Raw genomic sequence first — 13,054 nt, forward strand, 5'->3', positions numbered from 1 at the left:
ACGGCGTGCGAGTCGTCCGCCGCGAGTTCGTCCCGAGACGCCAAGGTGGGATATACTCCTCCGCCGTCACGGATTCCCTTTGTTACCGACGAGACTTCCCATGTACGCCCTCGTTCGTTCGCTGTTGTTTCGGCTGGAGCCGGAAACCGCACACCGCCTGACGCTGACCGCGCTGGATAGTGTCCATCGTGCCCGTCTGTCCGGCCTGCTGGGCGATACCTACGTCGCTTCCACGGCCGTCGACGTGATGGGGCTGACTTTCCCCAATCGGGTGGGTTTGGCTGCCGGGCTGGACAAAAACGCCGATCATCTCGATGCCCTCGGCGCGCTGGGTTTTGGCTTCGTCGAGGTCGGCACCGTCACGCCCAAGCCTCAGCTGGGGAATCCCAAGCCGCGCCTGTTCCGGCTGACCGGGCCGCAAGCGATCATCAATCGAATGGGATTCAACAACGCCGGGGTCGATCACCTGGTCGCCAATGTCCGCCGCAGTCGCTACAACGGGGTCATCGGCATCAACATCGGCAAGAACCTGACCACGCCGGTCGAGCGGGCGGTGGACGATTACGTGACGTGCCTGCGCAAGGCGCATGAGGCGGCGCACTACATCACGGTGAATATCTCCTCGCCCAACACGCCGGGGCTGCGCAGCCTGCAGTTCGGTGACCACCTCGATACGCTGCTGAGCGCCTTGAAGGCCGAGGTGACCAGGCTCGACGCCGAGCACGGGCGCCGCGTACCGCTGGCGGTCAAGATCGCCCCGGACATGACACTGGACGAGATGGCGCTGGTGGCCAACACCCTGCAGGCCAACGACATCGATGGCGTGATCGCGACCAATACCACCGTGTCGCGCGAGCACGTGACCGGCATGCCCCACGCTCACGAGGCTGGCGGTCTCTCGGGCGCGCCGCTGTTCGCCAGTTCCACGGCAGTGGTCCGGGAGTTGAGACGACTGTTGCCGAGCATCCCGATCATTGGCGCAGGCGGGATCGACAGCGGGGTTCGCGCGAGCGAGAAGTGCCAGGCTGGCGCCGACCTGGTGCAACTTTACACGGGCTTCATCTATCGCGGGCCCGAACTGATCGGTGAGTGCGTGAGAGCGACGCAGCCCGAGGGGCGAGTTCGCCAATGACGCCATGAGCGGCGATAGCCGGGGTAGGGCTCGAAACCGATGGACCCATAAAAAGGCCCACCAGTGGCGGGCCTTGAGATACCGAAATGGCACCAACTTGCGTAACGACTATGTCATGACCGTAGGATTCTTGTGGATACCCGAGACGCCTGTCATACCGGCCCATTGGTCTCCGCGACCCTCACGCCAACCACTCATCCAGTTTTCGCGCAGATTCACATCCTGGCTCGGACATTCGTCGCGTGAGCGACCGACGACCCCCGCCTTGTAGCCGTGGAGAAATGCCCGCTGGTTGCGATCACGTTTCTGTCGTTTCATCGTGTAGTAGCCTCTTGTCAGAACAAGTGCATCTTCTGAGGAAAACTACAGCCAGTCGGGCGGCATCGAGCCAAATCCGACCGACTGCCCGCGAAAACGTCCGGACAGGCAAACCGCATGCGTTGTTTCGTAGCTACGACTGTTAGCTTTAGTCGAAATGAGAAACGATGTCGATAGGCGTTTTGTCATAAAAGCCTCTCTTCACTGCATTCACAGGAATATGACCGCTCCATAACGGTCGGATGACGCCGCCATGAAAGACGATAACTCCCTGTTAAGCCTTCATATCACCTGCCCCTGGGGGATCGAAGCCCTGCTGGCCGAAGAGGTCGTCGAACTGGGCGGCGAGATACAAAAAACTACTGTCGCCGGCCTCCATGCGCTGGCCGATCGAGCGACGGCGTATCGGATCTGTCTCTGGTCGCGATTGGCGAATCGGGTGATCCTGACGCTGGGGCGAGAGACGAATTGCGAAGCGCCGGCGTCGATCGTCGAAGCGGTCAGGGGCCTGCCCTGGGCGCGGGTGCTCAAACCGGGGCAGACGCTGGCGGTGGATTTCCACGGCCAGTCTCCCGCCATCCGGCATACGCGCTTCGGCGCACAGGTGGTCAAGGACGGCGTGGTCGACGCGCTGCGCGCGGCAGGCTGGGAACGCCCGGACATCGCTCCGCGCGACGCGGACGTCAGGCTGTTCGCGCATCTCCACAAGGGGCAACTGCTGGTCGGCATCGACCTGGTGGGAGCGAGCCTGCACCAGCGGGGTTATCGTCGTGACTCGGGCCATGCGCCGCTCAAGGAGAATCTCGCCGCGGCGCTGCTGATGCGAGCCGACTGGCCGGCGCGGGCCCGGCGTGGCGAGCCGCTCGTCGATCCGATGTGCGGTGCCGGTACGCTGCTGATCGAAGCGGCGATGATGGCGGCCGACATGGCGCCACAACTGAATCGGGAACGGTTTGCCTTTGAGATCCTGGCCGACTTCGATGCTGAAGCCTGGCATGTCCTGCAGCGGGAGGCACAGGCTCGCGCCAACGTCGGTCGGCGCCGGGCCCGATCGAGCCTGTTCGGCCTGGATCAGAGCCCACAGGCGATCAGCGCGGCGAGGAGCAACGCCATGCGTGCCGGCATCCCCGCCTTGATCACGCTGGCTGGCGGCTCGGTGAAGGCGCTCGAATGCCCGGCCGAAATCCGGGCGGAGGAGGGCAGGACCGGGCTGGTAATGACCAACCCGCCCTACGGCGAGCGGCTGGGCGAACTGCCCGAGTTGGTCGCGCTCTACAGCGATCTCGGTGAACGGATGCGTCGCCAGTTCCCGGGCTGGCAACTGGCACTGTTCACGGGCAACCCGGACCTGGGGCATCGGCTCGGGCTGCGGGCACACAAGCAGTACGCGTTCAAGAACGGTCCGCTCGACTGCAAGCTGCTGCTGATCGATATCGCCGCCCCGGGGGCTCCGGTCGGGGAGCGTGAACCGGCGCGTTCGGCGCCGCGGGAGAGCGTGCTGAGCGAGGGGGCGCAGATGTTCGCCAACCGTTTGCAGAAGAATCGCAAGCGGCTTAACAAGTGGCTGAAGCAGTCCGGGGAGTCCTGCTATCGACTCTACGATGCCGACATGCCGGAGTATGCGCTGGCTATCGACGTCTACGGGCATCAGGTCCATGTCCAGGAGTACGCGGCACCCAAATCGATCGATCCGGGCAAGGCGCAGCGCCGCCTGATGGATGCATTGAGCGCGATTCCGGTTGCCCTGGACGTTCGGCCCGAGCAGATCCACTACAAGCAGCGCGAGCGTCAGAGCGGCAAGGCGCAGTATCGCAAGCAGGGCGACAGCGGCGACCGGTTCGTGGTCACGGAGGGCAGAGCCAAGCTGTGGGTGAACCTCAAGGACTACCTCGATACCGGCCTGTTTCTGGATCACCGACCGGTACGCCGTCTCCTGGCCGAGAAGGCGGGCGGCAAGCGCTTCCTGAACCTGTTCTGCTACACCGGCACGGCGACGGTGCAGGCCGCGTTGGGTGGCGCCGGCGACAGCGTCAGCGTTGACCTGTCGAACACCTACCTGGAGTGGGCGAAGGACAATTTTCTCTTGAACAAGCTCGATCCCGGCCGGCATCGGGTCGTGCGCGACGACTGCCTGCGCTGGCTGGAGACGGCGGGCGGGGAGTTCGATCTGATCTTCATGGATCCGCCGACCTTCTCCAACTCCAAGCGGATGGAGGGCACGTTGGACATCCAGCGCGACCATGCCCGCCTGATCGAGTTGGCCATGGCGCGCCTGGCCCCGGCGGGAGAGCTGATCTTCTCCAACAATCAGCAGCGTTTCAGCCTGGATGCCTCATTGGCGTCGCGCTATCGGGTCGAGGAGATCACCGCTCAGACCTATGACCCGGACTTCACCCGGCGGGCCAACCTGCATCACTGTTTCCGTATCCGCCACGCGGGCTGACACGTCGGACTGGTGTTCAGTCAAGTAGCGACAGCTGGGCCACGGCCTGCCGTCCTTCGGGGGTATCGTCCTCGGCCTCCAGCACCTTGCGATAACCGCGCGCCGTCTGTATGTGCGAGAGGTCGTCGAGCCACATCATGGCCTGATCGTAGCTGTCGGCGACGGCATGCTTGAGGCCGCCGTACTGGGTACCGATCTGGCCCCAGGCGCGACTGTAGATCCAGTCGCCAAACATGTCCTGGTGCAGATGGACCAGGACGTAGTCATGCTCACTTTCCCAACGGACGATCACGCGGACTCCTGCTGCTTGGTGCTCATCGCTTGTTCATCGCGAATGGCCGGCCTAATATGGCTGCGCCGAGCGTCGCGGCTCAACAATCCCGCGACGCGCCCGACGTCAGGCGCCATTGTAAAGCAAGCCCCGTAGAAATCGACGCCGGTGTCGATGCGCAAGGCGCGAATCGCGATGCTGTCTGGTCCCCCTGACGCCGGGCTCGAACGAAACGAGAGGGTAGTCATGCGCATCCTGGTGGACGAGAACATTCCGCTGGCGGAGGAATTCTTCGGCGAGTTGGGAGAGGTCACGCGCCAGCCTGGCCGCGAGATGACCGCGGCCACTCTTCGTGGCCACGACGTCTTGGTGGTCCGTTCGATCACGCAGGTGGATCAAGCGCTCCTGGAGGGCGCGGACAAGCTGAAGTTCGTTGGCACCTGCACGATCGGCACCGATCACATCGATACCAGCCTGCTGGCCGAGCGCAATATCGGTTTTGCCAGCGCCCCGGGCAGCAACGCCGAATCCGTTGTCGACTACGTGCTCTCGAGTCTGCTGCTGCTGTCCGAGGAGGACGGGTTCTCGCTTTCCGGCAAGACCGTCGGAATCGTCGGTGCCGGCAACGTCGGCGGTCGCCTGGCGGCGCGGCTGGACAATCTGGACGTCGACTGTCTGATCTGCGATCCGCCGCGTGCCGAGGCCGAAGGGCGGGAGGATTTTGTCGATCTGGACACGATGATCGAGCGGGCTGACATCATCTGCCTGCACACGCCGTTGGTGGCCGCCGGCGAGCATGCCACCCATCACCTCATGGATCGTCGACGCATCGACGCTCTCGGGCCGGGCACGGTGCTGGTCAATGCCGGGCGTGGCGACTGCCTCGATGGCGACGCCCTGCGCGAGCGTCTCGAGAGTCAAGGCGATCTGCGCACGGTCCTCGACGTGTGGGAACACGAGCCTGCCGTCGACGAGGCGCTGTTCGAGCTGGTCGATATCGGGACGCCTCACATCGCCGGCTACAGCGTCGACGGCAAGATGCTGGGCACCGAGATGATCTATCAGGCCGTGATGCGACACTTCGGCCTGCCGGCGCGCAAGAAGCTCGGCCAGCTCAAGCCCGATCCCTGGTTGCGCAAGATCGTCCTGCACAGCTGGACGCCGCCGCTGGAGGCGCTGTCGCTCTGCGCCCGGGCCTGCTACGACGTGCGCCGGGACATGCTGGCGTTCGATCGTTACCGTCGGCGACTGGGCATGGCGGCGGGATTCGACGCCTACCGGCGCGAATATCCCCCCCGTCGCGAATTCCAGACGCTGCGGGTCGAACTGAAGAAGAACAAGGGCGGCCTGCGCGACGCCCTGGAGGGCTTCGGCTTCAGCGTCAAGCTCGGCAAGTAGCCGGGCCCGGAGAGCGCCGCCACTCGTGGACTCAGCTCAGGCGGTGCTCCCCGCTTCCTCATCTGTCGCTGTCCTCACGCTTGGCCATCCGGTGGCCATCCTCGCTGGCGCCCAGTTTCCAGTAGCTCGAAATGTACATCGCTCGCTTGTCCACCCCGCGATCGTCGATCAGGTGGCGACGCAGCTTGCGCATGGCGGAAAACTCGCAGGCGACCCAGATTCCCGGTACGCCCGGAAGCCAGTCGAACTCGCGCAGGGCCGCGACGAGACGGTCGCTGTCGCTGCCGGGGTGCGGGTTGATCAGCCAGTTGATCCGCATGCCGCGGGGCAGGTCGAACCACTGGATATCCGCTTCGCTGGTCACTTCGATAATGGCGTACCCACTGGCCTCCGGGGGCAGACGCTCCAGGTTGGCACCGATCGCCGGCAGCGACGTCATGTCGCCGACCAGCAGATACCAGTCGGCTTCTTCCGGCAGGCGTTTCACGGATCCCGGGCCACCGATCAGAATCGTGTCGCCCGGTTGCGCCGCTGCCGCCCAGGTCGCGGCCGGGCCGCCATCCTCGTGCAGTACGACGTCAACGTCGATCTCGTCGGGACGCTGGCGGCGAACGGTGTAGGTGCGCAGCACGGTGCGGGGCTTGCCTTGGTCATCTTCGCCGTCAGGCACCATCAGTTTGACATAGGCGCTCTCCTGATCGTCGGGAAATTCGGTCATCCCTTCTCCACCGAACGTCAGCCGTAGCATGTGGGGCGTGATGAGTTGGCGATTCAGGACGGTGTAATGTCTGGGGGCGGGTTTGGGCATCGGGACTCTCGTTACCTCAGGTTGGCGATCATCAACCGCGACAGGCGCAGAAACGCCTCCAGATCCGTCCGCGTCATCCCGCTCGAGAGCTGCTCGTGGGCCTCGCGTTCGCAGGCATCGATACGTGCCAGCAAATCCCGGCCGTGGCCGGTCAACGACAGCATCTGGCTGCGACGATCATCCGGATGAGGTGCCTTGACGACGATATCCGCATCGAGCAGGTCACGAAGCAGCCGGGTGATCTGGGCCTTGTCGCGCTGGGTACGATGCGCGATGTCCTGCGCGGTGCAGGGCATCTGGCCGCGGATCGCCTTGAGCGTGCGGATGTGCGAAACGGTGAGGTCCAGACCGGCGTCGGTATAGGCCCGGCGCAGCGCCCGCTTGTAGGCATGCATGAGCTGATGCAGGGATTCACCGACCGTCGTCTCGGACATGTCGCGCCTAATTGGTTGATAGTGTCAACCAATTAGGCGCTTGGCGTCGGCGAATGTCAACCATTCGCATTGGCGCTGGGGTGGAAGCTGGCCGCGCCCATCAAGGGCGCGGCCTTCCAGCGGCGGGGAGGTGGCGAATTACAGCTCGACGGCGCGGCCGATGAACTGAATCGGTCCGGTCGGGCGGTCGAGCGGGGACCCGGAATCGTCCTCGAGAGTCAGTTCGAAGAGCTGGTTGTCCTCGAGTGGCGGGAGGTCGTCCAGCGACAGCTGCTTGGTCTCGCCGGGCTCGACCAGGCCCAGCGAGACGGGACCGCTCCAGTCGTCCGCCTTGGTCCAGAACTCCAGCGCCTTGCCGGGCGGCACCTCGAAAGTGCCGATCGGCTTCAGGCTGATCCGTTGCGGTGAGCTTGCCTGCACGATCCAGCCGGCTTGCGTATGTTGAGGCGTCATCAATACGACCAGATAGCGAGAGGAGGGCGTCTGCCCGGGGCCGAGTGCCAGCATGGCGGCGAGGCCGATGGCGACGACAATGCTGGCGAGACTCACGCCTCGCCACAGGGTCAGGTCATGCCACAGTCGATTCAGCAGCCCGCCCGGACGCGTGGCGCGCTCTTCCGCCGACGATCGAGAAGTCTCCCGATCATCGAGCGTGCGGGAGATGCGCTGCCACAGCCGGCTTGACGGCGCGATCGGCTCGACCATTGCCGTATAGGGCTGGAGGCGTCTCTCCCAAGCCCATATCGCCTCCTGCAATTTCGTGTCCTCCTGCAGGCGACGCTCGACATCGAGACGCTGTTCGGCGCTCAGCGTACCAAGCACGTACTCGCCTGCCAGATCGTCGGTCTCCTCCGGGCCGGGCGGAGGCGACGACGCCGAACGATCGCTCATGACAGGCACTCGCGCAGTGCAGCCAGGCTGCGTTTGATCCAGGCCTTGACGGTGCCGAGAGGGCGATCCATGCGTGTGGCGATCTCCGGGTGGCTGAAGCCGTCGACATAGGCGTGAAACAGGCAGTTACGCCGCTCGGGCGCCAGTTGCGCCAGGCAGCGATCCAGATCCCCGTGACCCAGCCAGTCGAAATGATCCTGCATGTCCGTCTCCACTTCGTGAGCGCGCTCGGCGTCGAGCCTGTCGGCAGTTTCGTCGTCCACGGTCACTTCCCGGTGCCGGGTTCTGACATGGTTGAGCGCCAGGTGGCGCGCGACGCTGAAGATCCAGGTCTTGCCTGATCCACGAGTGGCATCGAAGGTGTGCGCCTTGTTCCAGATATTGACGAAGGCGTCGTGAATGATGTCTTCAGCGATACCGCGATCGCCGACGATGCGTACGACCACACCCAGCAGGCGCGACCCTTCCTGTGCATAGAGCTGCTGCAGCGCTTGGCGCTCTCCCCTGGCGCAAGCCTCGAGCAGGGCGCCATGATCGGCTGCCGACGGATTGAACGCTGCTACGTCGTCTGTCACACGAACTTCCTTGAAGCGCACCCCGCTGGGGCTAAGACATCTCATACTACGCAACACGGGCTCGTCATGGCGAGCCCGTGCTGGTCTGCAATGACCCGCCGTCGTGATCAGCGGGCGCTGCCGGTCATCCGCGTTGTCGGATCAGCTGGCTTTCCAGAACAGGTAGTCCGCCTGATACTCGACCACCTCTTCGTCGCCGACGTTGTCCGCGCTGCAGGCCATATCCGGCGCTACGCCACCCTGGGTATTCAGGCGCTGTACGTAGGTGACGCCGGACATGTGGCCATCACCCTCTGCCGGGTTGGCTTCCACCAACTGGAAGGGGATGTTGCCATCGCCGCCGGGGGCCGTGGCGAGCTGGGTACCGGTGATCTTGGAGCCGTCGCTGGATTCCCAGGTCGCCGGCGGGCCGTAGTAGCTGCCGACCTGGTTACCGTCCGCATCGTTGAGCTTGGCATCCGGACCCTTGAACACCCACTCGTGGGCGCCATCCTTCATCTCGCACGCGTAAGTGATCTCGCCGACGCCCACCGTCTCCATGGCAATCTCGTTGCCATCCGGGACCTGCACGTCCGCCGGGACGTCGTTGGCATGCGCCGCGAGGCTGAAACCACCCAGCAGGGCGGCGGTCAGGGTAACGCTGGCTAGTTGTCGAGTTTTCATTGGCGTCTCTCCGAGCGTGAATAGGTCAGGACTTCATGTCCTGCACTGGGGATACACGTGGCTAGGAGAGACGGATGCAGCCGGGCTCGATTTTTTTCGCGAATGGCGCGACATGGGCTCGAGCCTTGCCGAGGAGTTACAGGGCCGGCTTCAGCGAGTGCTGGCCCAGATAGCGACAGCACAGCGGATAGAGCGCCACCGCCAGCGCGATACCGACCAGCGGCGGCGCCCATGGCGAGAACCAGGCGCCCAGGGTTGCCAACGCATAGGCGCCGAGCCCGGGAAGATGAAACGCCGGCAATACGGCCGCGTCGAGTCTGGGGTAGTGGCCACGACGCAGGAAGAGGTAATCGGCGATGATCACTCCCCCCAGTGGTGGGATGCAGGTACCCAGCGCGATCAGGAAGGGCACCAGTAGCGCATCCATCCCGGCCAGCGCCAGCAGCGTGCCGATCGCCGCGCCGCCAAGCGTCACCCAGCCGCGCTGGCGGGTGCGCAGCAGGTTGCAGCCGGCGGCGGCAAAGTTGTAGATGGTGTTGTCCTGCGTGGTCCACAGGTTGAGGAACAGCATGGCCAAGCCGACGGTGGTCAGGCCTTGCAGGATCAGTACCTCGACCACATCCGGCTGCTGGTAGACAAGAGCACCCACGGCGCCGATCAGCACCATCAGGCCATTACCGATGAAGAACGCCAACAGGGTCGCCGTGACCGCCTGGCGTGGTGTACGCGCGAAACGGCTCCAGTTGCTGGCCTGCGTTGCGCCGGATACGAAGGTGCCGAAGATGATGGTGATACCGGCTGCCCAGCCCAGCTCTGAACTGGGAGCGATGGCGGTCAGGCCGCTCCAGCCGCCGCCATCGCGCCAGGCGATGATCATGCTGATGGCGATCAGCAGCGCCATCGCCGGCACCGCCACGTTGGATAGCAGCGCCAGGCCACGGTAGCCGATGAAGGCGGTGAGACAGAAGCCGATACCGAACAGCACCATCAACGGAGCCGCCCAGCCTGGTGCGAGCCCCAATGTCGATACCAGCACGTTGGCGATGGTCGCCACGCCCCAGGCGTACCAGCCGACCTGGGTGACGCCGAGCAGCAGATCGGACAGCGCGCTGCCGCGCTCGCCCAAGGCGAATCGTGACATCAGCGCTGTGCTGAGCCCGGAGTGGGCGGCGATGCCGGCGATTGCCGCGGCATAGATGCCCAGCAGCAGATTGCCCACCACGATCAACGCCAACAGCTCGGTGAACGAGAAGGCGGCGCCGATCTGGCCGCCAGCGAACATGGTTGCGGTGAAGAAGGTGAAACCCAGCAACAGTAGCGCCAGCGATGCGAAGGGTTTGCGTGCGTCGCCAGGCACTTCGCTCAGCGGATAGTCATTGTCGGCTTGGGGCAGGGCCATGGGTCGATCCTCACTAGGGCGGTCGGGACTGACCAAGCAAGCTGTATGCCGCGCCGCGGAAAAGGGTTATCCATCCACGTTCTCCACGAATCGACGGCCTGGCCTGGGCGCCAGGTCTGCACGCCTGTGGTGCAGAACAAGCCGGATCGAGTCGTCGGTTTGCCGAAAGGGGACTACGAGAGGGGACCCGGCTCGGGTGGCTATCCGGATAAGCCAACGCCCCGCACAGGGCGGGGCGTTGGAGGGGGCTGGCAGCATCTCGGGCATCGCCGAACGGATGTCACTCCCGGTAGGCGGATTCCTTCAGCGCCCGGATTCGATCATCCAATGGCGGGTGGCTGGCGAACAGTTTCTCCATGATCTTGCGGGTCTGCCCGGTAGTGATGGCGAAGGCCGTCAACGAATCGGGCATCTGGTCCGGCTGGCTGGTCTCGGATTTCAATCTGGCCAGGGCGTTGATCATGGCGCCACTGCCGGCATATTTGGCGCCGGCGGCATCGGCACGATACTCCCGGAAGCGCGAGAACCAGGCGACGATGATCGACGCCACCAGGCCGAATACGATCTCGGCGACGATAACGACGGCAAAATAACCCATGAAGCCCAGGCCGCCGCCGTTGTCGCGTCCGCGCAGGAAACTGTCGACGACCTGGGCGACCACCCGCGCGAAGAACATCACGAAGGTGTTCAGCACCCCCTGGATCAGTGCCAGCGTGACCATGTCACCGTTGGCGACGTGGCCGATCTCATGCGCCAGCACCGCACGAATTTCCTCGGGGCGCATGCGCTCGAGCAGCCCCTGGGAAACCGCTACCAGAGCGTCGTTCTTGTTCCAGCCGGTGGCGAAGGCGTTGGACTGCTGGGCCGGGAAGATCGCCACTTCCGGCATCTTGATATTGGCCTGCTGCGCCAGTTCACGCACCGTGTCCAGCAGCCACTGCTCGGTGGAATTGGCGGGCTGATCGATCACCTTGGCCTTGGTGCTCATCTTCGCCATCCATTTGGAGATGAACAGCGATACCAGCGATCCGGCCATGCCGAACACGAAGCAGAAGATCAGCAGGCTGTTCATGTTCAGCCCGTTGGCGTTGAGATAGGGCTCGACGCCCAGTAGTCGCAACGTGATGCTGGCGACGAGAATCACCGCCAGGTTGGTTGCCAGGAACAGGATGATTCGCATCATCGGTCTTTACCCTCAGTCGTGGAAAGCGTGGCCGGCGTCATGTCGTGCGCCGGCTTATGATTAGTTCGTTGTTCGTTAATACCTGGTAATCAGGCGGTTATGAACCGTTAGATACGACTTTCGTGAATAGGTTTCAAGAGGGGGCGTGGCCGCGCGTCGAAATGCGCGGCCCTGTCATGTGGCGGTGACTGGCCACCGCCACGGATCACTGGCGATAACGTGAGAGGAAGCGGGCGAAGCGGTCGATGGCGTCGCCGAGCTGATCGGCCCAGGGCAGGGTCACGATGCGCACGTGATCCGGCGTCGGCCAGTTGAAGGCCGTACCCTGAACCAGCAGGATACGCTCCTGCAGCAGCAGGTCGAGCACCATCTGGGCATCGTCATGAATGGGATAGACCTCCGGGTCGAGCCGCGGAAAGGCGTAGAGCGCCCCCATCGGTTTGACACAGGAGACCCCGGGGATCGCGTTGAGCTTTTCATGCACGACGTTGCGCTGAGCCAGAAGTCGCCCGCCGGGCAGGATCAGGTCGTTGATCGACTGGTAGCCACCGAGGCCGGTCTGGATCGCGTGCTGCGCCGGCACGTTGGCGCACAGTCGCATCGAGGCGAGCATGGTGAGGCCCTGGATGAAGTCCTCGGCGTTCTGCTTCCCCAGCCCGCCGGACAGGATCATCCAGCCGGAACGGAAGCCGGCGCAGCGGTAGCTCTTGGAGAGCCCGTTCATGGTCACGACCAGTTGGTCGTCCTCGGCCAGGGCGCCGGTGGAGACATGCTCGACGCCGTCGTAGAGGATCTTGTCGTAGATCTCGTCGGAGAAGACGACGAGGCCGTGCTGGCGGGCGACCGCCAGGATCTCCTTGACCACCGTCGGCGGGTAGACCGCACCGGTCGGGTTGTTGGGGTTGATCAGCACGATCGCGCGCGTCCGCGCCGTGATCTTGTCGCGGATATCGGCGATATCCGGTGACCAGCCGGCGTTCTCGTCGCACAGATAGTGAACCGGATGGCCGCCGGAGAGATTCGCCGCGGCGGTCCACAGCGGATAATCCGGCGCGGGAATCAGCACCTCGTCGCCATCGTTGAGCAGCGCCTGCATCGCCATCACGATCAGCTCGGAAACCCCATTGCCGATGAACACATCCTCGATGCCCACGCCCGGGATTCCTTTGCGCTGGCACTCCTGCATGATCGCCTTGCGCGCCGAATAGAGCCCCTTCGAGTCGCAGTAACCCTGGGCCGTCGGCAGATTGCGCATCACGTCCTGGAGAATCTCCTCGGGGGCTTCGAAACCGAAGGGCGCGGGATTGCCGATATTGAGCTTGAGAATGCGATGGCCTTCGTCCTCGAGGCGCTTGGCATGATCGAGAACGGGCCCACGAATGTCGTAGCAGACATTGTCGAGCTTGTGCGATTTCCGAATGGGGCTGTTCATTGAAGTTCCGTAAGCTGCACAGCCTAAAACGTCAGGCGGGTTGAAGAGGGCGGGAAGTGGCTATTCCCCGGTGGGCTGTGTCACCGATTCCCAGCATAACGCCGCGC

At 64.0% G+C, this 13,054-nt stretch carries 13 protein-coding genes; 3 read left to right on the forward strand and 10 right to left on the reverse strand.

The window, feature by feature from the left end; genetic code table 11:
* Positions 1-100: 100 nt before the first annotated feature.
* Positions 101-1,132, forward strand: coding sequence for a quinone-dependent dihydroorotate dehydrogenase (locus AAGT95_RS12845; RefSeq protein WP_342594028.1), 1,032 nt, complete (start codon positions 101-103; stop codon positions 1,130-1,132).
* Between the two features lie 108 nt (positions 1,133-1,240).
* Here the strand turns inward: AAGT95_RS12845 and rmf are convergent, their stop codons facing one another.
* Positions 1,241-1,450, reverse strand: coding sequence for a ribosome modulation factor (gene rmf, locus AAGT95_RS12850; protein ID WP_110600781.1), 210 nt, complete (start codon positions 1,448-1,450; stop codon positions 1,241-1,243).
* Between the two features lie 253 nt (positions 1,451-1,703).
* On the opposite strand from rmf, the gene rlmKL reads away from it, so the two are divergent.
* Entirely contained in the window at positions 1,704-3,893 is a 2,190-nt protein-coding gene (rlmKL, locus tag AAGT95_RS12855; protein ID WP_342594029.1) for a bifunctional 23S rRNA (guanine(2069)-N(7))-methyltransferase RlmK/23S rRNA (guanine(2445)-N(2))-methyltransferase RlmL, read from the forward strand.
* 16 nt (positions 3,894-3,909) lie between these two features.
* Here the strand turns inward: rlmKL and AAGT95_RS12860 are convergent, their stop codons facing one another.
* Positions 3,910-4,185 carry a WGR domain-containing protein gene (locus AAGT95_RS12860; protein WP_110600785.1) on the reverse strand — a complete coding sequence of 92 codons (276 nt, stop codon included), beginning with the start codon at positions 4,183-4,185 and terminating at the stop codon, positions 3,910-3,912.
* Between the two features lie 225 nt (positions 4,186-4,410).
* Here AAGT95_RS12860 and pdxB point away from each other — a divergent pair, with 225 nt between their 5' ends.
* Positions 4,411-5,562 (forward strand): 4-phosphoerythronate dehydrogenase PdxB, encoded by a 1,152-nt coding sequence (gene pdxB, locus AAGT95_RS12865; protein WP_110600790.1) that lies wholly within the window; start codon positions 4,411-4,413, stop codon positions 5,560-5,562.
* A gap of 58 nt (positions 5,563-5,620) precedes the next feature.
* Here the strand turns inward: pdxB and AAGT95_RS12870 are convergent, their stop codons facing one another.
* From AAGT95_RS12870 to AAGT95_RS12905, 8 genes are all read right to left on the reverse strand, one after another.
* On the reverse strand, positions 5,621-6,370 hold the full coding sequence (locus tag AAGT95_RS12870; protein ID WP_342594030.1) for a siderophore-interacting protein: 750 nt from the start codon (positions 6,368-6,370) through the stop codon (positions 5,621-5,623).
* Between the two features lie 11 nt (positions 6,371-6,381).
* The gene (locus AAGT95_RS12875) at positions 6,382-6,804 is read right to left on the reverse strand and encodes a MarR family winged helix-turn-helix transcriptional regulator (RefSeq protein WP_110600793.1); all 423 of its coding nucleotides are present in this window, start codon (positions 6,802-6,804) and stop codon (positions 6,382-6,384) included.
* A gap of 138 nt (positions 6,805-6,942) precedes the next feature.
* Entirely contained in the window at positions 6,943-7,695 is a 753-nt protein-coding gene (locus AAGT95_RS12880) for an anti-sigma factor (RefSeq protein ID WP_342594031.1), read from the reverse strand.
* Positions 7,692-8,270, reverse strand: coding sequence for a sigma-70 family RNA polymerase sigma factor (locus AAGT95_RS12885; protein ID WP_240612376.1), 579 nt, complete (start codon positions 8,268-8,270; stop codon positions 7,692-7,694). The genes AAGT95_RS12880 and AAGT95_RS12885 overlap by 4 nt, the downstream gene beginning before the upstream one ends.
* 141 nt (positions 8,271-8,411) lie before the next feature.
* Positions 8,412-8,933, reverse strand: a complete 522-nt coding sequence (locus AAGT95_RS12890) for a DUF3455 domain-containing protein (RefSeq protein WP_342594032.1) — start codon at positions 8,931-8,933, stop codon at positions 8,412-8,414.
* A 136-nt stretch (positions 8,934-9,069) separates the two neighbouring features.
* Positions 9,070-10,332, reverse strand: a complete 1,263-nt coding sequence (codB, locus tag AAGT95_RS12895) for a cytosine permease (RefSeq protein ID WP_342594033.1) — start codon at positions 10,330-10,332, stop codon at positions 9,070-9,072.
* Positions 10,333-10,612: 280 nt separating this feature from the next.
* Positions 10,613-11,515, reverse strand: coding sequence for a protease HtpX (gene htpX / locus AAGT95_RS12900; RefSeq protein WP_110600802.1), 903 nt, complete (start codon positions 11,513-11,515; stop codon positions 10,613-10,615).
* Between the two features lie 205 nt (positions 11,516-11,720).
* Complete coding sequence (locus tag AAGT95_RS12905) at positions 11,721-12,947, reverse strand: pyridoxal phosphate-dependent aminotransferase (protein WP_342594034.1); 1,227 nt, start codon at positions 12,945-12,947, stop codon at positions 11,721-11,723.
* Positions 12,948-13,054 lie beyond the last annotated feature (107 nt).

The sequence above is a fragment of the Salinicola lusitanus genome (genome assembly GCF_038648475.1).
GTDB lineage: Bacteria > Pseudomonadota > Gammaproteobacteria > Pseudomonadales > Halomonadaceae > Salinicola > Salinicola lusitanus.

What these genes read in the sequence shown, in the direction of transcription:
- AAGT95_RS12905 (WP_342594034.1), bottom strand. Translation starts at nt 12,947, where the DNA reads ATGAACAGCCCCATTCGGAAATCGCACAAGCTCGACAATGTCTGCTAC.
- AAGT95_RS12845 (WP_342594028.1), top strand. Translation starts at nt 101, where the DNA reads ATGTACGCCCTCGTTCGTTCGCTGTTGTTTCGGCTGGAGCCGGAAACC.
- AAGT95_RS12890 (WP_342594032.1), bottom strand. Translation starts at nt 8,933, where the DNA reads ATGAAAACTCGACAACTAGCCAGCGTTACCCTGACCGCCGCCCTGCTG.
- AAGT95_RS12870 (WP_342594030.1), bottom strand. Translation starts at nt 6,370, where the DNA reads ATGCCCAAACCCGCCCCCAGACATTACACCGTCCTGAATCGCCAACTC.
- rmf (WP_110600781.1), bottom strand. Translation starts at nt 1,450, where the DNA reads ATGAAACGACAGAAACGTGATCGCAACCAGCGGGCATTTCTCCACGGC.
- AAGT95_RS12880 (WP_342594031.1), bottom strand. Translation starts at nt 7,695, where the DNA reads ATGAGCGATCGTTCGGCGTCGTCGCCTCCGCCCGGCCCGGAGGAGACC.
- codB (WP_342594033.1), bottom strand. Translation starts at nt 10,332, where the DNA reads ATGGCCCTGCCCCAAGCCGACAATGACTATCCGCTGAGCGAAGTGCCT.
- htpX (WP_110600802.1), bottom strand. Translation starts at nt 11,515, where the DNA reads ATGATGCGAATCATCCTGTTCCTGGCAACCAACCTGGCGGTGATTCTC.
- AAGT95_RS12875 (WP_110600793.1), bottom strand. Translation starts at nt 6,804, where the DNA reads ATGTCCGAGACGACGGTCGGTGAATCCCTGCATCAGCTCATGCATGCC.
- pdxB (WP_110600790.1), top strand. Translation starts at nt 4,411, where the DNA reads ATGCGCATCCTGGTGGACGAGAACATTCCGCTGGCGGAGGAATTCTTC.
- rlmKL (WP_342594029.1), top strand. Translation starts at nt 1,704, where the DNA reads ATGAAAGACGATAACTCCCTGTTAAGCCTTCATATCACCTGCCCCTGG.